This window comes from Candidatus Pseudomonas adelgestsugas, from assembly GCF_004124255.1.
GTDB lineage: Bacteria > Pseudomonadota > Gammaproteobacteria > Pseudomonadales > Pseudomonadaceae > Aquipseudomonas > Aquipseudomonas adelgestsugas.
On the sequence record NZ_CP026512.1, the window covers coordinates 283,935 to 305,403 of the forward strand.

Sequence of the window (21,469 nt, forward strand, 5' to 3'; positions counted from 1 at the left end):
GCTTGAACTCTAAAGCTAACAAAAAATTTGTTAAGTTCGTTAGTATCGCCAGTATAACTAGCTTGGCTGATATCGTTATAGGTAACCACTAATATGTTTTTTCTACTTAGACAGCACTGGCGATCTTAGTATATTTAAACTTATAAAGCTGGCAGCTTTAGTTGGTAGCTATAGCTAGTGGTGGTTAATAGCGGTTGCTGCGTAAACTGGGCTCTTTACGCTGCTCTTTGAGTAGTATAACAATACACTAATTAGCAGTTAGAATTAGGTGCAACATAGAGTCATATCTAATTAGTTTGAATAATATATGGATAGATAATGCTTATCTAGGCCTATGGCGCATATTTATTTCAATAGCAAAGAAATTTAGTGCATTTTAGTCTTTGGTAGCTTAGGAACCAAAATCAGTAATACAAGTCTAGTCTTGGATATCTGACACTGCAATCTTAAGAAGAATGTACTATGAGTATTTTTTAGTTTTACTCTTTGTTTAAGAATAGGTGAAAAACTGATTTACTTGTTGGCGTTAGATAATGTTAATTTGAGTGATTAGCTGAAGAAATGCATTAGTCAGATAAAGCTTAAAAAATTAAGCATCACCAAAAACGTTTATGACAATAATTGCAGCTCCAAAAGTAAAGCTGCTATTCATGAAGAAAAATAGAATTTTATCTTGCTACAAGTAAGCACTGTTGGATTTAGTCTTATAGAAGACTCATTACTTTAACTAGCTTAGTTATAGTGGATAGAATGTTTCGTGGTGGTAAAAGCTACATCTTTAACGCGAACTCTATAACGATGTACAGTAACGAGTAAAAAATCTACGAGTCTAGGAAGTCGTTAGTTGAAGTTGTAAACAAAATTTTTTCAGGGTAAACGCTATATGTTCTTGATTAATACGCATATCGTCATGCGGTGGTGTTCGTCTACGATGCGAGCGCCTCGGCATATCAGTGATGCCTTACTTAGTGCGGTTTACAGCAGGTAGTCAGTTAGCGCATTGCAGTATGTGCCTAGAAATGAGATACAGGTAATTATCTGCTGCCGTAAATTTAGCTATATTCTTTAGTTTCTTCTTGCTATTTAGTTCTTTCATTGCTAGCGCATGCCACATACTCCAATCGTGGATATCATGTAGGATTAGTAAGATGTGACCAATAAATAAATTATAGTTTAATTGTAGCTATAATTAGCTTAATTCATGCCGATTGGTTTAGCAATAAATAAGGATGCTCCATTTAGACAATGGTTATCAAAATTATAGGTTAAGCAAAATGTTATTCATGTCTGTGGATAGGCTTAATAGCCTGTTATAGAAAAGAATGGTATTTCTTCTTATTTAATATAACAATATCTGACACAGACAATCGGAAAAGCCAAGGTATAGTAACTTGCTGATACCGAGGAGCTGCTTATGCGCCAGAAACCTACCATCTTTGATCGCGAAATAGTTGCCAGTAGCCGTTTGTTCTTTATTGAAGAAGTGCAATTGCGCTTTTCTAATGGTATTGAGAGAACTTATGAGCGCTTGGTAGGTCGCGGTGCCGGTTGCGGCGCAGTTATGATTGTGGCGATGATCGATACCTACTACGCGTTGCTAGTAGAAGAGTACTGTGCTGGCACCGACAAGTATGAATTTTCCTTGCCGAAAGGTTTAATTGAACCTGGTGAAAATATACTAGCTGCTGCAAATCGTGAGCTCAGGGAAGAGGCAGGTTATAGTGCGCGTCAATTAGAACACATTACCGAGTTGTCCCTTTCACCTGGTTATATGAGTCATAAGATCCAAGTAGTTTTAGCGACCGATTTGTATGAAGAACGTGCAGAAGGTGATGAACCTGAATTTATGCGTGTGGAACGAATCAACCTACGTGACTTGTCCATGCTTGCACAAAATGCACAGTTTAGTGAAGGACGTGCATTAGCAGCACTGTATTTGGTACGAGATTTATTAACCCAATATGGAGCTTTTATTGCATGAACAAACTGTTTTTTAGTTCTCGGTTTATTGCCCCTGTGATTGAGTTAGCACGTCAGGCAGGTGAGGTTATCCTGTCATATTGGCGCACTGACTTAGAGGTTACCTCGAAGTTGGATAATTCACCAGTAACGGCAGCAGACCTGGCAGCTCACCATTTGATCCTGGCCGGCCTTACTGCTTTAAACCCAAGCATCCCAGTGCTGTCCGAAGAAGATGCTGATATTGATTGCAATATTCGTTCTTGCTGGCAGCGTTGGTGGTTGGTAGACCCATTAGATGGCACCCAGGAATTTATCTCCGGCAGCGAAGAATTTACTGTAAATATTGCGTTGATTGAGCAAGGTGACGTGGTATTTGGCGTGGTATTAATACCAACTAGTGGCTGTTGCTACTTTGGTGGCGCAGGGCTTGGTGCATGGCGTTCTAATTTGAACGCCATGCCTCAGCAGATTCAAGTACGCCAGGCCCCTTCAGCTGGAGAGGTGTTTACTGTAGTCGTCAGTCGGCGTCATTCAACCGCTGAACAGGAACGTTTACTTAGCGGTTTAAGCGAAACTTTAGGAGAGTTACAGCTGGAAAATATTGGCAGCTCGCTGAAATTCTGTTTATTAGCTGAGGGCAGTGCTGATTGTTACCCATGTTTAGCACCGACTTCGCAATGGGACACAGCAGCAGCTCAGGGCGTGCTTGAGGGGGCTGGTGGCGAAGTATTAGAGTTGAATGGCGAGCCATTCAGCTATCTTGCACGGGAATCGTTGTTAAACTCGTTTTTTTTAGCGCTACCTGCTAAAGCAGCATGGCGTGAGCATTTACTAAGTTTAGCTCGTTCTTGAGTCCACAGTTATTTTGTGCTACGTTCTTTAGGGGTTAGCTATGCTAACTGCTATATACTGGCTTACACTTTTTACTGCCATCATTCATAATCTAAGTTTGCAGTTAAATAACGATTTTTAGCTTACCATTTATTCTGTTTGTAAGTTGCTGTAAGCTGCTGCTGCACTTTCATACTGCAATGCTTAGCAAAATCTACCGCTGATATTCCACTATTTTTACTAATAGTGCATGACTAGTATGTTTACTTTGAATGAGGATATGCTCATCTTTGATGTTTTCTTTACATGGTTTTAGGTGTGGCTAGCCTCAATTGTTTAACAAGGCGCTACACAATAATAAAAGCTGCTGCAGAATATATGGTTCTCGTGGTTGATATTAACCTGCAAGAAGAGTAGATTTAGCCTCGTAGTTTAGCTCTGTCGCTAGTCGTAATAACTTTAAGAATATTGCCAGCGTTGAAGACAATATAATAGCAAATAATAAATCCAGGTAAATTGCTATTATTGCTACCAATGCCCCATTGTTTATAGTAGCCCCCTCTTAAAGTTTAGCAGCATGATACTGTTTTGCCGGTATTATAGTTAGTACTGCTGGCGCAATTTCAATTGCGCCAGCGTATTTTGTTTATATCCAATACTGAGCAACATGCATAGTAGCATGAGTACGTCCAGGCTCATGTTTTGTATCTAATTAAGGAATCGAGCATAGCCATTCACTAACTTGAATTTACCGATACTCTGTTTAATGTATCATTATGACCAGTCATCAGCGGTACTATAATATCTGAATCGTAATTGTTTTGCTGGGTCAGCAGCTCTAGGCTCTTCATACTAGATATATACGTATATATAATTGCTATTACTACATTTCGCTTAAGCGAATGATGGGTATACTGCTAAATCCATGGTTTTTCTCATTTTTAGAAGGCTCTTATTTGAAGAGTGCTTAAACTTTCGCAAAAAAACTATGGGCTTAGCGTTTTGATAGTGCAGAACAGCTTGTTAGCTTCAGCTAGAGCTTTTCAGCTATAGCTTTCATGCAAAAATATATAAAAACTTGATTTTGCCATTAATATATAGATTAATGTTTTATTCTGTGATTTTAGCGCTTAACTACAGTTTATTATAGTAGATTTTTCTAGTGATGGTGGCGATAATTTTGGTCAGCAGGGTATGTGTATTATTTATTATTAGCTGTATGATTGCCTTTTCTATGGCATTGTACTTAAGATCTTCCGGGCTTGTCGGTACGCTTTATCGCGTGTACTGCTAGCCTGCCTTATGTCTTGGCTTTAAAGCACTCAAAAGTCACGCTAAGCGCATAAATACCTCTGGTACGAAGATCGATAAGATGTAGTGGTGTAGTGATAATTACGTTAACTGACGTTTATAGAGCTTGCTTTGCCTAGTTAGGCAAAGCGTATTACCAGGGCTCTTATGTGATTAGATTTTTATACTAGTACTACTAGTGGATTACCTTGAATAGCTGCCTTCCTGTATCATACGGCACCAGTTAAGATTATCTAGGTACCACTGCACAGTTTTACGTAGACCAGTTTCAAATGTTTCTTCTGGTACCCAGCCTAGCTCGTTTTTGATTTTACTTGCGTTAATTGCATAGCGCTGATCGTGTCCTGGGCGGTCTTTAACGAAGGTGATCAAGTTAGTAAAGTTTTTTATACTAGCAGTTCGTTGTGGTGTTAACTCTTCAAGCAAGCTACAGATGCGGTGTACTACATCGATGTTCTTTTGTTCGTTATGACCGCCTATGTTATAGGTTTCGCCCACTATACCTTTAGTTACCACTTTTAATAGTGCCCGAGCGTGATCTTCGACGAAAAGCCAGTCGCGTATCTGCAATCCATCACCATAGACTAGTAGTGGTTTGCCTGCGATGGCGTTAAGGATAACCAGCGGGATCAACTTCTCGGGGAAGTGGAATGGCCCGTAGTTATTTGAGCAGTTGGTTAACAGTACGGGTAAGCCGTAGGTGCGCTGCCATGCGCGGACCAGGTGGTCAGAGGCTGATTTACTAGCTGCATACGGTGAGCTTGGTGCGTAAGGCTTGTTTTCAGTGAATGGGTCATCTGCGTCATTGAGTTCACCATATACTTCATCGGTAGAAATATGATGAAAACGAAATACGCTCTTATCTGGTTCCGTCAATGTTTGCCAGTAGGCACGAGTGGCTTCTAGCATGCTGTAGGTGCCTACAATGTTGGTTTGGATAAAGTCTGATGGTCGATTAATAGAGCGGTCTACATGTGACTCTGCCGCTAAATGCATTACTGCTTGTGGTTCAAAGCGTGCCAGAATGGAGCTGACAGTGGCTTGATTGATAATATCTACTTGTACGAACTCATAGCGACTATTGAGTGCAATGCTGGTCAATGATTCCAGATTGCCAGCGTAGGTTAGTTTATCTAGGTTGAACACTTCGTGTTCAGTGTTTTGAATCAAATAACGAACCAAGGCTGAACCAATAAATCCAGCGCCGCCGGTGATGAGAATGCGCATGCAGAGAGCCTTCTTTCTAAGACACACATTAAGAGGTGAGAGAATAGCTTGCGTTGTGAAACTAAGTAGTGCAAGCATAATATTTAGATAGTAGTAGTCTAACTACATTGGTAGGTCTAAGGTATTATTGGTTTTTATGATTTAGCGTATACATGGCTACTTGCTGCTATAGTAGCGACCTCAGTAGTCACTGATGCATAATGGCAGGTGGTTTACGTCAAGTACGTGTTTACAGCTTTTATATTGTAAGCAGCCGTAGGTAATTTGCTATTGTTAATTAGCGTTTGTAGCAGTGCTTGTGCTTGGCAGTGAAAAAACTGTGGCGTTGCAATTCTGATCACAGCTACTTATTAAAAAACGCTGAACATGAGTAAACAGTATTCTAGGTACCAATTACATTGGTACTTATCTGCGCTGATTTAGCTGGTTATGCCTAGCTTACACTTTCAATCAAGCAATCACCAGTTGTTTGGTATCGACTGACTGGGTAGCTGTATATAAACCTATGCGGTTTAATAGAATACCTCTGCTTTTGACGTATAATTACTCTGTGTAGAGGCGTTTTTTTAGTAGAATACCATGCTATAGTTAACAATAGTTTGTTATGCATGCACAGCATTTGGTTAGGTCTGCTTTGATGTGTATAATGTACTCAAGTAGTTTTTAGCCATACCTGGCTATTTATAGTAGATGATATGTGTTAGTGCCTGTCTAAGGCAGCTTATAAATAGCATTGATGATTGCAGGTTGATTGCAAGCGAGCGCATGAGCTACTCCTTATAGCCTTAAATTAGCAAGAATAGATGTCAGATATTATTACTTGCGCTCAATGTTTCTTGGTAGCATATAAATGCTTGGTGCTGTGATCATTAACCAAAAAAAATTGCTGAGGCACTAAGAACGCTAAGGGATATTTTTTCGTTGCCTAGTAGAGATAAGGTTAGTTTTTATATTGAGATAGTTCTGCTAAGCGTTATGGAAGAAAAGAGATGCCAAGAAACGCCATAGTTGTCTGGCAGGTATTGTAAATTGTACCTGAAAACACTAATAGATCACTATCTATTGTAGTAGGCAGCTTAGGGTGGTAGCTAGGTTGTTTAAATTGGTCTGTAGTGAGTTCATGATTCGTAGGCTCTAAGGTCAAGTGGACTTGACAAAAAAAGACTATAGCTTTATGTGATCGTTTGTGTTAGTTAAGAGCTTGTATTTTTTTACAATCTTGTATTACGCTTCAACTAGTTGGTAACCAGTTTAGAATCAGCTCCTTACTGTATTTATAGTTTTTGTTGCTATGATCACCTGCATATAACTACGTTTTGCGTTAATAACTTTTGTATAGATCTTATAATGCTAGACAAATAGTTACCATAAACTTCAAGCTTAAATAATTTTAATTGGATCAATTCTGATAATAGGCCTATTGAATAAGCCAAGGCTATTGCTAGTATTAAGTTAACAACTTTATGGTTACTGTTAATTAGTACAAATCCAGTTATTAGATAGTCGGTTCAATCATTAGGCTGACTATTATGCGTATTCTATGTTTATGCGTGGTGGGGGAACATTTTGTATTGCATACATACTAGAGAGATATTTTCATGTAGACTTAGCAACCAACACAATTCTAACTACGCGTATAGCTTTACTGTTATCAGAATATTGTAAGCAACTCTTGTATATATAACTCCTTGTTTATAGTGAGGCAATATTGTTATTAATTAAAAATTAATAGGGTAATTTACTACTACCAATCTGTACGGCCCAACAAAATAAATCTAAACCGTACTTTAGTCGGTAGTCTAGTATTTTGTCAGCAACACTATTTAGTGTTGTTCGTATATTAAGGTTTATCTGACGTTATCTAATCAGCGGATCACAGCATCCATAACTAAGTATCACCACGGTGTTAAAGTTCTTGGCGTAATAATTGCTAACAAAAAAGTTAAGCTTATTTCTGGTTTCTGGGTGATAAATACGCTTTTATTGTGTTTGGGTGTCTCTCTAAATGTTCTTACCTTTAAAAGTATTATGTTTTACTAAAAAATAGTATTTTTTTTTGCAAACCGCAAGCTTTTATAGAATTACTAATTACCGACGATATTACTGGTAGCTATCGATTCTGCGCCGCATGTTGGTTATTCGACGAGTAGCAATATGATACTGTGATTTAGTGTGGTGCTGACATGGTATGAGCGCGGCGACTATAAATCTTAAGTGTATATCACTAAAATAGTACGAGACAATAATTAAGCTAGCTACTTTTAATCTAACTTTTTTGCTGGATTAGTTCGTAGCGTAGGCCCTAGATGCTATTCAAGGCATTTAAGGTAATATTAATTAAGCTAATGCAGCCATTGAGAAGATCATACCATATAACTCACTAAGGTAATTAAGACTTCAATGGTATCTATATTAGACCAATGCATTGGTTAGCGCTATGAATTTAGATGTCTTTTTAAATTTTACTTACTGTACTAGTCAGTAAGTTGCTGGTGGTTATAGTTCACTGCAAGAATTTACGCGTGACTTTATTTAGTTTTTTAGTTGTTAGCTGGGTTTTATAGGCGATTATTGAAATTACTATTGAGTGAACACATTTTTAAAGTGTAGCTGTAGCTGCTAGCCAATCGTGTTGCTATTGCTTTGGCTTGTTAGCGTTAGTAAAGGAAAGCTGGTATGGCCTTTAAGCACTTTAATGTTAGTTAAGGCGCTTATCAAAGTTTTAGAGAAAGTTTTTTGGCAGCATAGGCAAAATTAGTAGACAGTAAAATAGAGAAGCTTAATGGTGATTGGTGTTGTGCAATAGGCATATGGATAGCTTAATGTATTTATATGGGGCAGTAAAAGTATGCATAAAATAGTTGTGTTTGATATTTATGCATGTTATCCATTTCTAAAAAATGCAGAATAGTAAAATTATTACATGATTTATGTTCTTAATTTATTAGTAAGTTAGTAAGTTGTGCTGGTTGCAGTTAAAGCCGCAGAGCGTGTCGCTTAGACTTTTGTTTACATACGGTCGATTTATAAAATCGACATACAGTTTAGCACGCGCATAGGATTTTGCTCAACGTCTGTTGCTAGCAGACGTAATAAAATACGTTCAGTTAAGCTGCCTGCGGCAGTTTAGTCATCCGTAAATCTTTTTGTACCGGAGAAAGTTGATACCAAAAAACAACACTAAACTTCTAGTGTCATAGCGAGTAATCAACTGGTCATCAGGAATTGTAAGAAATGTTAAAGCAGCGTATGGGTTTAATTGCTATAGGGTTTTTTAGCGTATCTCAGGTGGCAATGGCTAACGGCCAGGAACAATCTAAAGGATTTATTGAAGATGGTGACTCAAATATTATAATACGTAACTCTTACATCGGTCGTGATTATAAGAACGGCAAGCAAGATAAAGTCACATGGGGTCAAAGTTTCACTAGTAAATATGAGTCAGGTTTTACTCAGGGTACCGTTGGTGTTGGTGTAGACATAACTGGCCAATACGCTATCCGTCTGAACAGTGGTACAGGCAGTAGCGGCGAAGCTGCCTACGATTTAGCTAGAGGCAGCGTAGCTGCTAAGGCGCGCATCTCTGGCACTATCATTAAATACGGTCAGCAGATACCAAATGTGCCAGTTCTGCAATACGACAACTCACGTCTGCTGTCAGAAATCTATGAGGGTACCTCAATTGTTTCCAAAGAGATTGCCGGTCTGCAACTCGATGCCAGTCATCTTACCAAAAAAGAAGCATGCAGGGGCGCCAGAGGCAGCGATAGTGGCCGCGCTGAAACATATTTAAAAAATATTGACTATATCGGTGGCAGTTACAAATTTACCGAAGGCCTATCTGCAGCACTATATGTTTCAAACATGCAGGATATGTTAAAAAAACAATATATTAACGTTAAATATATGCTGGCTTTACCAAAAAAGCAATCGTTAACTTTTAACTTTAATGGCTATAATACTAAACTCGATCGTAGTTTCGCTATAGAAAAGCATGGTAACGCTGACGCTCGCGATAATAAAATCTGGAGCTTAAGCGCTACCTGGGCTATTGGTCCTCATAGTTTTACTGTCGTTCACCAGAGAAGCAATGGTGACATCGGCAGTATTGGCGATGCACCTCTGTTAGCAAACTCCTATTGGTCTGACTTCAACAGTAAAGATGAGCGTTCTTGGCAGGCAGGTTATGGCCTGAACTTTAGCGTTTTTGGTATGCCTGAATTAACCTATAGTGTCGCTTATGTGCACGGTAGCAATATTGATGACGGTTCTAATCGTGGTAACGGAACCGAGCTTGAAATTTTTAACCAGTTTAGATACGTCATTCGGAATGGTCCAGCCAAAGATATAACTTTGCGTGCCCGTGCATCATGGCTGCGCGTCTCTAGCAACGTTAGCAATTACAACGTAAGCGGTAACGAAATACGTTTGTTCGCCGACTACCCGATTAACTTGTTTTAGATTGACTTTATTTAGCGCCTAGTGACAGGCGTTAAGAACTTTTACCTAATTTAGGTGTACAGCTAATCATGTAACCTGACTAGTGCTTCTATATTATGCAATCTGGAAAAGATTTTGTATTTCTAATATACTATAGACAAGAAGATTCATTATACCAATGTGGTATCTCTAATAAATTACACGGTGCCGGCACCAGGAATCGAACCCGGGACCTACTGATTACAAGTCAGTTGCTCTACCAACTGTAGCTATACCGGCGTATAATTATCTACCATCATAGCGGTTAGCAAGATTCTGTAAAGCTATAAATTTTGACTATTTCTACAAAGGTAAAGATGTTACGATTGCTATTTTGCTAGCTAGTAATTTTACAGGCGTTTACAGGCGTCATTTGCTGTCGCCATAATCGTCTATAAATCTCATATTTCATGATCTGTATCTTGCTTTTAGAGTCTGAATATGTAATTCACGTATTTACTTCATTAACACTTCTAGCACGTATCTTTGATAGTGCTACGTAAGAGTTATTTCGGGTGTTTTTAGTTTAAGAAATACATATAAATAGACTTGTTACTTGTCAAGTAATAAGTAACAAGCCATAAAAGTATGGCTATATTTGTCATGTAAAAAAATATTCAATATTAATAATTTTAACCAATTTCGCTATTTAGTTACAATTGATAAGGTTCTCACGCCATGCTTCACAAGCAAGTCGTAATTGCAATAGTTTTACGCGATCTATTTGGCTATAGATAGTTGCTATTCTTTCAGTCAAAATATATTCAAGTTACTTGTGTTGCTCCTAGGTGCAGGCGATACTGGAAACAGTTCAGCCATGGTTCGTCGTTTAGTAAAATATTGCTATAGCCAAAAATATTTTATTCAGCCAAATTAGTAGTAAAGGGATTATTATATGGATAGTTCTTAGTAGCTATTTTAGCTATCGCTGTAGCCCCAAAGCCCACGATTTAAACTTTGGGCATGCTCTGCTTGCCGATGTAGTCATTTCGCTCAGTGGCAACGTCAATATCCATTACTAGATTTCTTTGTGATACCTAACATAGGTCATTTTGCAGTAAAAGTTGATGGCAGTAATTATATCACCAGCATCATCTTCAATAATCTCAAGCTTTTTTTAGCTTTACGAATGAAATTTCGTACATTTTTACACTATTATTCTGCTATCTATAGCATGTATATATATTATATACACTGACAAGAATATTTCTGCGCTAATAATTAACTGTAAGCTTTATAGCTTTATAAAAAATAAACGTCATGCAAACGTAGATAAGGAAAGGTGATATAATTAAGCTTCTACGAAGCGGGAGTGATTGTAATCGATCTTGTTTCTATGGGTAAAGTTTGTTTGGCGCCAGCGAAAATTTCTTGTGTTATCCAGGATAAGAGCGTTATTCCCAGCGCTACAGTATTAAACATCGAGGTTATTTAGCTATAATTCGCTATATTATTATTTAATTAAACGTGATTTATGGTCTTGGGTGAATCAATTGCGGTTTGGCGCCCAGTATGGCTGGCTCCTATCAGGTTGATTTTATTGCGGTTTCTATTCCATAATAGGTTTGCAGATGTCATCCTATCCATCTATACTATGCCAACCACGCAGTTGTACTTAGTAATATCATACCTATTCATTATAAAATGCGCACCATTAGACATAATAACTTGTCTACTATCTGGTGTTTTATGGTGTTTTCATTTTAGATTTAAGGATTTAGCTGTTTCGCATTTATAATTAATCAAAGGCGTTACCAAGCGTGCAGCATGGCATCACTTTAGATTGACGTTCAATGGTGCCCAGAGACGGAATTGAACCGCCGACACGGGGATTTTCAGTCCCCTGCTCTACCGACTGAGCTACCTGGGCAATCTGGCGCATTAAACAGTTTTTGCATAGATGGCGTCAAGCGAGTTTTAAGAAATATTTAATATTCTATCGTTTATGTGCCGATCTAGATTTTTGATCAATTATTGATTAGGTGGCTAATAAATGATTGGCCTTGGCATAAATCGGTGCTACACAAAAACTTATCCATCTCACGAGTCAAATACTTACGATCTTCAGCATTTGTCATATTTAGGCGTTTTGCGTTGATTATTAGAGTCTGATGTTTAAGCCAATCGCTCCAGGCTTTGGCGGAAACGTGATTGTAAATATCGTAGCCAGAAGCACCTGGGTAAGGAGGATAGTCTAGGCCTGGCAATTTTTCTTTATACTTGCGGCACATGATGGTGCGGGTCATGAGAAACTCCTACGCTCAATGCTGAGGTTGCCTATCTAAGCAGTTCTTTCACTATGGCTGCTAGCCCATAGCAGACCTAAATATCGCTGGATAACTAAATTATATCAAAATCAGTCAACTTTAACTACTTGATAGGCGAACCTTTCAGCCTTAAATTATCATGGCTTAATAACTAGCTAGAAGCTAGCTAAAGGTATAGAGGAACTATAGCGGTTTATGCTCTTTATTTATCCTAGTAGTCTTTGGCTAGCAATGTGCTGCAAGTCCTCAAGTTCATTAAGTTTCAGCAAACTACATGGCCCATTAGAAAATTGATAGAAGAATTGCAGGAAAATTAAATAGGTTTGTTAATATTAATAGCAGAATATGCTTATATAGGATATATTTTGCATAATTTATGTGGATTGAGTAGTGTCCTTTTAGGATTAGTATATAGACTTATAGCGTTATTTAGCTGATATAAAAACAGGCTGAGCTGGCCATGTGTAGTGTAAAGTACTCAGGATAGCTAAGAACTGCCTCATTCGCTTTTGGTGGTAATTTTATACGCAATAAAACGCTATCATGCGTTAAACTTTATTAGTTATAAGTAGCGTGCATAATTCCATGTTTATGTTAGCAATTGAATAAGCAATTGCATCAATAGCAGACTGCTTAATACTAAATAGTTTAGTTGGCTTTTTGACATTCTCTAGAAGCACGCCAGCATACTGAGAGCGTTGACAATTTTAATAGTCTTTTGTAGGTGATGTAAGTTGGTTTGAATAATTTAAAATAACTCAATAAGCGCAGCATTTTATATTCCAGCGTGGCCGGCTGCGGTTTTGAACCGTTAGCATAGAGATCATGAACTGATCAAAGCAATTGAGTGAGGTTTTGACCTTGAATCAAGATACCATAATGATCCTTGTGATTTAAATTCAGTAAAACGTAATTTTTAATGCTAATATCAATTATGGTACTTATGATTAGTATGACTAATTTATGACTACTTGTAGAAAACTATTCGTTTGCATCGTTTAAGCAAACTTTTAAGGTATTTTGAAGCTAGTCGTTCACTTTACTAAATTTTTTTAGAAATTTATCGCTAAACTTGTAACTAGCGTCTTTAGTTGCGACTCATGGTTAGTCAAACTGTTTTTTTGTCTTGGCTCTGTAAGTCATTAATTCTTCATGACAGTAAGCTGCGATAGCTTGTGCAGTACTTTGATATTTCAAAAGTTGCAGCTAAATGAGAATGCATTAGATCAAGCCATTTCGTCCTGTTTAACTTCAACAATAATACTGGCGCGGCAGTTTATACTCAATAACCAAAATAGTTAGTGTGCCTTTTAACTGTCAGGTCTAGGGGTGTAATTTTTAGGTTTGGACTGCTTAACTGCGTTAGTATGGTAGGTTAAGTTGTTGCACAGTTCCTGGAATAGTTTGTCTTTGTGTTGTGGTATGGCTATTCAACTTTTATGGTTGCATAAAGCTGTGGCCGGTATATACTGTTAGTATATTGTTGCTTATTAAAAGTAACGTGGCACATCGGCTATTGAAACGCAAGATTAACAGTGCTCTGAGTATGTCAACTAGTACCTTTTGGCTATCACCACAATCGTCACGATTCGTGTTTAGGGTAATCTGCTTTTGCTTTGACTGGTTTTGCTTTCTTGGCTTGTAGCATGCGCTTCACTTGCATTTACTTAATGTCTGCTTGTAGCTTAAATGCTAAGATGCCCTAGTGCACACTGAAGTGTGCTAGAGTTGTACCATGGAAATATAATGTATCGTTTTTAACGACGCGTGTGCAGATTGTATAATAAGTAGTCACCATTGGATGCAATTAGTAATGATAATTCTGTCTGTTATACTAGTTTCAAGTTTAAAGTATTTAAAGGTTGCGTCAGTGTTTGGGCCATGGAGGCGGTTAACTAATTAACCTTGCTGGAGAATGTTGAGGCTGTAACTGTCAATGGATGTCATGAATACCGAGACGTTTAACCTGGTTAAAATAGGCAGCTAACGAGGCCGCTGTTTAGTTGTGTGGGGTAAGATTACTCAAGTCATTAACCTTTAGTTTGCCAATGGCTAGTATGTATTATACTAGTGGATAGCTTAAGGTTTGTTGATTTGGTGATATTAACTGCCAAAGAAACCATCAGCAATGCGCTATGAGCAGAAAAGTCACGCTAAGCATGGCGTACTGAATTGGTGTATCGCTGTTTAGCGCAGCCTTAAGCGTATCAGTGGCTGTTTACTGCCCCAAAAAAATACGGCGAGTTTTAGTGCAATGCTTGCACCTTCATCCGCAATGTTGGTGTTCACTTTTACCTTACTACTTAACAACGACTGCATGCGCACTAAATATATACCGAAAATTTATATAATGATAAATATTTAGGTTGATCACAATTACTATGCTTGATTTCTCTGATTTCAGACTAAACTTGTAAGTTTAGTACAGGCTTCAGTTGATGTGCTTATGTAGCATCACATCATTAAGCTAAAAGGTGATACTGGTTTAGCTTGTTTGTTATACACGTTTTTTGTTTTATATACCAAGCGTTATCCTTTTCAGATTTATCTTTCGCCAACAATGGTTGATACTTTGCGCGCCATACACGAGTTCTATCGTGTCAGTTTTTCTTGTTCCAATGCGAATGATATATTTTCATGCTAAACTGAATCTTACAGTATATTTTCCAGATTACTAAATTGTTTAGTCAGGATCTGGGCGACTGGCTGTTAATTTCAACGTTGATTAACCGTTTACTAGATTAGTGTAGTAGCCCAGCCACTGGCAAGACAATCATGAGCCATGGTAGTTATGCAATAGTTGGTGCAACTTTTATCCCTAAGTGCTGGATACCTATTATCCAGCTACTAACGTATATTAGTGAGTCAGAGCTTATTGATTATGGCTATGCTTTATTTGTACTAATAATAATGTGGCGCACTTGTCGTGTTGCGTTTTGCTTATTAGCTGGCCGCCTAAGCGGTGAAGCCGCCCTAATAAAAATTAGCAATGTGATGATAGCCAAGTTACATACATGCCAATATAGGATAACACACTCCGCAAATTATGCCTCGTATAGCTGGTTATGCACCTGAAAATATCTGCTGTGATTAATATCCTGGGTACAGGCTATGCTGTTTTATGGATTATTTAATTTATAGATAAATGCTTCATGATAAAGCTACGCTAGCTAGCGAGCAAGCACTGAGTTATGTATGCTAAGTCATGATAAAAGCGCTGATTCTAGTAACTCTTCTATTCTTTTCTTTACTGGAGATGGCGCTGTCCAAAGCATACCGTTAGTAATTATGGCTTAGCTGGTAGCAGGTGTTCTGTGTACATTCTGTGCACATGTTGGATTGTAGATTACTATAAAAATATACAAAAGCACTGTTCTACTAAGCGGAATACAGAGAGGCAGCCTCTTCCAAAGCACTTGCTGTTATGCTCAGGTCTATTCACCATATTCTATAAATTTTGTATTATTCGATGTTTCTGTTTAGTGTCTTCACCACTATAATAGTTACCATTTTGACCATAATATTTTTATGGAGTTAGTGATGGTTGAACGTAAGGCATCAGTAGAGCGTAAAACTCTGGAAACCAACATTAGAGTTTCGATTAACTTGGATGGCACTGGAAAATCCAGGTTCGATATAGGTATACCTTTTTTTGAACATATGCTAAACCAGGTCGCTTATCATGGGTTAATCGATCTAGATATTGTTAGTGAAGGCGACCTACATATTGACGATCATCATACGGTCGAAGACTTGGGTATCACGCTTGGTCAAGCATTTACTAATGCTATAGGAGATAAGAAAGGTATACGCCGCTACGGTTACGCCTATGTTCCGCTGGATGAAGCTCTATCTCGTGTAGTAATTGATTTTTCTGGTCGCCCAAGCCTGCATATGCATGTGCCTTATACTCGTGCTATAGTAGGCGGCTTTGACGTTGACCTATTCCGGGAATTCTTTCAGGGTTGTGTGAACTACGCACTGTTTAGCTTGCATATTGACAACTTGCGTGGCACTAATACGCACCATCAGATAGAGACTGTGTTTAAAGCTTTCGGCCGTGCACTACGCATAGCCGTAGAGCTTGATGATCGTATGCTCAGACAAATCCCTTCAACTAAGGGCGTGTTGTAATGCAGACGGTCGCAGTTATTGATTACGGTATGGGTAATCTGCACTCGGTAGCCAAAGCCCTCGAGTACATAGGCGCTGGCAGGGTGCTGATTACTAGTGATGCTAATGTGATTCGTGAAGCTGATCGAGTTGTATTTCCTGGTGTTGGCGCAATTCGTGATTGCATGGCCGAAATATGCCGCTTGGGTTTTGATAGCCTTGTGCGCGAAGTCAGTCATGATCGGCCGTTCCTCGGTATCTGTGTAGGCATGCAAGCGTTGCTCGATAATAGTGAAGAGAATAATGGCGTTGACTGTATTGGTTTATTTCCTGGTCAAGTGAGGTTCTTTGGAAAAGAACTGCGTGAAGATGGTGAACACCTAAAAGTCCCGCACATGGGTTGGAATGAAGTTCACCACATCAGTGACCATCCATTGTGGAATAAAATTCCAGATATGACGCGTTTTTACTTCGTGCACAGCTACTATATCACCGCTAGTAATCCGCGCCAGGTAGTGGGTGACAGCCACTATGGCGTTGACTTTGTCGTAGCGTTAGCCGAAGGTTCGCGTTTTGCTGTACAGTTCCATCCGGAGAAAAGTTATACCCACGGCCTGCAATTGCTTCAGAACTTTGCTATGTGGAATGGTCGTTGGTAGCTTGGTTAATAAACTGACATTGCCATGCCTCAATCTTACGCATGAACAGGAGTGTGAATTTACCGACAAAATCAAATGATTTATTATGAATTTTTTCAAACGCAAGCCTGGCTTGTTAGAGGTGCCAAGATTCTTGAGCTGTTGTAAGCTAGATAAGTACAGTGCTATACACAATATAATATGATACAATGATACAATACAATCAAGCAACTTATCTGCACGTTAGATGTTATTTAACGAAAGCTTCAAAAGCACCGAAAGTTACTTAAGATTGTCTGAAAAGCCTAACTTCCTAAGTATTGCTAAATATTAAATAAGGTTCGCCAGTTGCTTATTATTCCCGCTATTGATCTCAAAAACGGCGCCTGTGTACGTTTGCGCCAGGGCCGTATGGAAGATTTTACTGTGTTTTCCGATGACCCGGTAAGTATGGCTGGTAAATGGGTAGAAAAGGGCTGCCGCCGTCTGCATCTAGTAGATTTAAATGGTGCCTTTGAAGGCTATCCGGTTATTGGTGAAGTAGTTGCTGCGATCGCTAAGCGCTACCATAGCTTGCCGATCCAGATCGGCGGTGGCATTCGTTCTCTGGAAACTATTGAGTACTACGTTAAGGCAGGTGTGAGCTACGTTATTATCGGCACCAAAGCCGTAAAAGATCTCGCCTTTGTCGCTGAAGCTTGTCGTACGTTCCCTGGTAAGATAATCGTGAGTTTGGATGCTAAAGATAGTTTCGTTGCTACTGATGGTTGGGCTGAAATCAGCACAGTGCAGGCGATCGTTCTGGCTAATCAGCTCGAAGCTTACGGTGTGTCCGCTATTGTCTACACTGATATTTCTAGAGATGGTATGATGCAGGGTTGTAATATTTTATTTACTATTGCATTGGCCGCTGCGACTAAAATCCCGGTGATCGCCTCTGGTGGTATTCGTAACTTGGGTGATATTAAATCTCTGCTAGACGCTAATGTGCCCAGCATAATTGGTGCTATCACTGGCCGTGCTATCTATGAGGGTACTCTGGATATCACTGAAGCCCAGGCTTATTGCGATACCTATAACAGCTGAGGTTTAACTGTGACGCTAGCTAAACGCATTATTCCTTGCTTAGATGTCGATAATGGTCGTGTAGTTAAGGGTGTAAAGTTTGATAGCATCCGTGACGCTGGTGACCCAGTAGAAATTGCTTGTCGCTACAACGCGCAAGGTGCTGACGAGATTACCTTTCTCGACATTACTGCTAGTGTCGATAAGCGCGATACCATGTTATACGTTGTTGAGCGTATGGCCAGCCAGGTGTTTATACCGCTGACTGTAGGTGGTGGTGTGCGCAACGTACAAGATATTCGCAATTTGCTGAATGCCGGTGCTGACAAGGTATCAATTAACACTGCGGCCGTATTCAATCCAGAGTTTGTTAGTGAAGCCGCACAGCATTTTGGTTCACAATGCATTGTCATCGCAATTGATGCCAAGAAAGTTTCTAGCCTTAGCAAAACTCCGCGTTGGGAGATTTTCACCCATGGCGGACGCAAGCCGACTAACCTTGATGCAGTAGAGTGGGCAATGAAGATGGAAAGCTTGGGTGCCGGTGAAATTCTATTAACTAGCATAGATAATGACGGCACGAAAAACGGCTTTGATCTTAGCATAAGCCGTATCATTAGTGATACACTAAGCATTCCAGTTATTGCTTCAGGTGGTGTTGGAAATTTGCAGCATTTAGTTGACGGCGTGATTGAAGGTCATGCCAGCGCCGTGTTAGCAGCAAGTATTTTTCATTTTGGCGAATACACCGTGCTTGAAGCTAAAACCTATATGGCGGCGTGTGGAATCGTCATTCGCTAAATCTTTGCTTGGATACTAAATAGTGTCCATTATTATCCTTTTTTCGTTTTATAAATTTTAATAGCTATCAGATTCAAAATTTTAATTTATTGCTTGTCGTCGGTACCTTTATGCTCATGATTCTATATTTATCACATGCCCATGCTTTTAAGGTGTTAGTAACACTAAATTTACACTACACAAAATACTGCAATAAGCAATACCATGATAAACAAAAAAATTTTTTACTAAATAAAAAAATATTTATGACATTACTGTAAGTATCTTACGCATAAGATATTATGCGTCTTAACATTTTTCTACAGACATATCATGTGTTTTTTTGGAGCAAACATATAAGTTCGTTTTTTAAAAATTTAGTTATAGTGTGTTTGTCGCAGGACGCTAGCTATGCAAAGCAATATTTGCTTGAACAAGCAAATCTCTATTGGCCAGAATTACAAGGTAATACTGCCTGATTTTCTAGTGATGCCGGTTAGCGTACTATGCCTTATAAGCCATCCTGTGTTTAGTAGAGCTATCATTTGACGTTGGTGGCTCTGAATTAAGATGTGCTAGATGTAAAATGCAGCTGTTAGTTAAGCTCTAAATAGCTATTGTTATTAACAAGATCAATGTTTTGTTGACGAGAGTATAGTCAAACAATATTTTATTGGCGCTTGTATATCTCTACTTGTGGAGTTGCAGGTCATTATTAATTACCAGTATTCTTGCATCTGCTCTAGTTTTGCTTTTTGCAGCTGATCTATATAAGAGATCAGCTAATGATTTTAGTATTGCGCTTAAAGTAGAGTAAAATTGACAATCGGTTATGTTCTAGGCGTAACGAGCAGGCCTTAAAGTTTAGCTTATATGTAGTATAGATTTGACTGCATACGTACGCGTTAAGTGCAAGATAGATTTTGCTGGTCTTGTTGTAAATGGATAGGCAATCAACTAAGCACCCTACTGCTTTAGTAGAGCCACTACCGGCATCGCTCAAAATCAGATTGCTTATTTTTGATCATTTAATCAAGTTTGCCCATATACAGTGCATGAAATTTAGTAAGGATTTGCTATATTTTAGGCTACCCACATATCAAGCTATATAGCTATTTATCGATGACTGCGGTGCTTTAAGCAGTGCGCTGACGGACAACTTGTCAAAATGCTACGCGTTATGTTACTACTTATAAGTAAGCCAAGTGCCATTGCCGGTTGATAATTATTATTTTGTAGTATTGTTTAGTTGTAGTTCTACTGTCTGTAGAATAATCGTCATTAACAATTCTAGTGCATAAGTGGCCTGGCAAGTTAGTCTCTTTGTATAGTACTCGTTGCTAGTTTTGCTAGTAATTTTAGATGTGTGCACTTCGATGTCTAGTTAAATGGCTAATGGCCTGTAAATTAAGCACTAGTTTAGTGTTAGTATATGCTGCAGTAATCTTTAGTGCGTGATTATTGTGAAATGGGAATATAGTTACACTGATTTTTTTGCCAAAACTAGTGGTGCCTATAAGCACGCTACGCTTTTTTAATTTTTTCAAAACATCACTTACGATTTCCGCTTCTTAAGCGCTGCGGCTGTTGATCAGTACTGCCAACGGCACTCCTTTACTTAGGTTATCACTAGTAACTGAGAGGCTTCACTTAGAGTTAGTAGTACATCTTTTAGCATAGATGGTTAAAAACCTGTAGTGACGAAGTGTTGACTACTTCCATTGCAGACTGTAGAGCGCTGCTTTGGTTATGAAACAGGCCGAGTATAGTATTTATGAGCTTGCTATAGTCTGAATATCTTCGGATTTGACTTTAATGTTTAGTCTATTAAACATACCAAATGCTTTCCTGTAACTTGGAAAATATTTTAGTTTTAGGTAAGTTAGAGTGTTGGTTAAGGTTGCTTTGCATATCTTTGATAGCGTTATTCAGCATTGTTTTGTAATCTATGGGATTAACATAGTTTGATTGAATCATGTTTGCGATCGCAACAAATGAGTGTAGCTTTATCTATTAATAATAACGCCTTGCTGGTCGTGGCTATAAGGAGCGAATGTCGCTAGTGTGATTTGGTCAATGAAAGCCAAAGACAGACTAATCATTAGGAAAATGATCAAGGCTAGTAAAGTGAGGCTGGATAAATATAACACTTCGAACTAACTACTGATGTAGTTACAGTCCATATCCATTAAAAATAGCACGATTATTTAAAATTAATCTAGTGGTTTCTGCTAATTAAATAGTAAGTTCATAGCTCTGTAGCGTCTTAGTTGCCGCTATTACTAATAGCGGAAATAGATTCACTGGCTAATAAAATATTATTTGCCTACTTGAGTCATGTGATTGTAGCCATAAAAGGCTCAAATGGCTATCGCAGTGGTTCATAATCACTCATTAACTCTCGCTGAATAGTTAATTAGCAAAAAACTACTCATTAGCTGTGAACTCTTTCATCCTCTGACTGCTAGAAGTTGGCACTAATAATCACTCCATTTCACTTCGCGTGAGTGTCATTATTACTAGCTTAACTAAAGTGTGCTATGAGTTGATCATCAACAGCTTATAGAGGCTATCCTTGGCATAAAGTAAAAAGTTGTTTACTAGTCCTACTGTAACTAAAAATTATCTATCTTAGGCACTTCGCGCACTATTTGTACGATACTGCCGTGTTAAGTAGTAGCGGTTATCTTTGCTAGCTAGGCGCTCTTGCTATCTTATTTGACGATCAGTGTTTATAATATGTTTCTTCAGCTTAACGTGCATACTAGTAATGATGGTTTATCGATTCTTTTGAGC

9 protein-coding genes and 2 tRNA genes are annotated in these 21,469 nt (G+C 38.6%); 7 read left to right on the forward strand and 4 right to left on the reverse strand.

Going from position 1 to position 21,469, the window contains the following annotated elements:
- Positions 1-1,414: 1,414 nt before the first annotated feature.
- Positions 1,415-1,981: an ADP compounds hydrolase NudE gene (nudE, locus tag C3B55_RS00685; RefSeq protein WP_129210568.1), complete on the forward strand. Its 567-nt coding sequence runs from the start codon at positions 1,415-1,417 to the stop codon at positions 1,979-1,981.
- A complete protein-coding gene (cysQ, locus tag C3B55_RS00690; RefSeq protein WP_129210570.1) occupies positions 1,978-2,814 on the forward strand; it encodes a 3'(2'),5'-bisphosphate nucleotidase CysQ in 837 nt (278 codons plus the stop codon). Before nudE ends, cysQ begins: the two co-directional genes overlap by 4 nt.
- Positions 2,815-4,287: 1,473 nt before the next feature.
- Here cysQ and rfbB read toward each other — a convergent pair.
- Positions 4,288-5,331 carry a dTDP-glucose 4,6-dehydratase gene (gene rfbB / locus C3B55_RS00695; protein WP_129210572.1) on the reverse strand — a complete coding sequence of 348 codons (1,044 nt, stop codon included), beginning with the start codon at positions 5,329-5,331 and terminating at the stop codon, positions 4,288-4,290.
- A 3,234-nt stretch (positions 5,332-8,565) separates the two neighbouring features.
- On the opposite strand from rfbB, the gene C3B55_RS00700 reads away from it, so the two are divergent.
- Positions 8,566-9,792, forward strand: coding sequence for an OprD family outer membrane porin (locus C3B55_RS00700; protein WP_129210574.1), 1,227 nt, complete (start codon positions 8,566-8,568; stop codon positions 9,790-9,792).
- Positions 9,793-9,976: 184 nt separating this feature from the next.
- On the opposite strand, the gene C3B55_RS00705 is transcribed toward C3B55_RS00700, so the two are convergent.
- The 3 genes from C3B55_RS00705 to C3B55_RS00715 form a co-directional block, all read right to left on the reverse strand.
- A tRNA-Thr gene (locus tag C3B55_RS00705) sits at positions 9,977-10,050 on the reverse strand.
- Between the two features lie 1,554 nt (positions 10,051-11,604).
- Positions 11,605-11,680 (reverse strand) — tRNA-Phe (locus tag C3B55_RS00710).
- A 97-nt stretch (positions 11,681-11,777) separates the two neighbouring features.
- A complete protein-coding gene (locus C3B55_RS00715; RefSeq protein ID WP_129210576.1) occupies positions 11,778-12,056 on the reverse strand; it encodes an oxidative damage protection protein in 279 nt (92 codons plus the stop codon).
- Positions 12,057-15,617: 3,561 nt separating this feature from the next.
- Between C3B55_RS00715 and hisB the strand changes: the two genes are divergently transcribed.
- The 4 genes from hisB (at position 15,618) to hisF (ending at position 18,694) form a co-directional block, all read left to right on the forward strand.
- A complete protein-coding gene (gene hisB / locus C3B55_RS00720; protein WP_129210578.1) occupies positions 15,618-16,211 on the forward strand; it encodes an imidazoleglycerol-phosphate dehydratase HisB in 594 nt (197 codons plus the stop codon).
- Entirely contained in the window at positions 16,211-16,849 is a 639-nt protein-coding gene (gene hisH / locus C3B55_RS00725) for an imidazole glycerol phosphate synthase subunit HisH (protein WP_129210580.1), read from the forward strand. The genes hisB and hisH overlap by 1 nt, the downstream gene beginning before the upstream one ends.
- 327 nt (positions 16,850-17,176) lie before the next feature.
- Positions 17,177-17,914: a 1-(5-phosphoribosyl)-5-[(5-phosphoribosylamino)methylideneamino]imidazole-4-carboxamide isomerase gene (gene hisA, locus C3B55_RS00730; RefSeq protein WP_129210582.1), complete on the forward strand. Its 738-nt coding sequence runs from the start codon at positions 17,177-17,179 to the stop codon at positions 17,912-17,914.
- A 9-nt stretch (positions 17,915-17,923) separates the two neighbouring features.
- Entirely contained in the window at positions 17,924-18,694 is a 771-nt protein-coding gene (gene hisF / locus C3B55_RS00735) for an imidazole glycerol phosphate synthase subunit HisF (protein ID WP_129210584.1), read from the forward strand.
- The last annotated feature ends 2,775 nt before the right edge of the window (positions 18,695-21,469 follow it).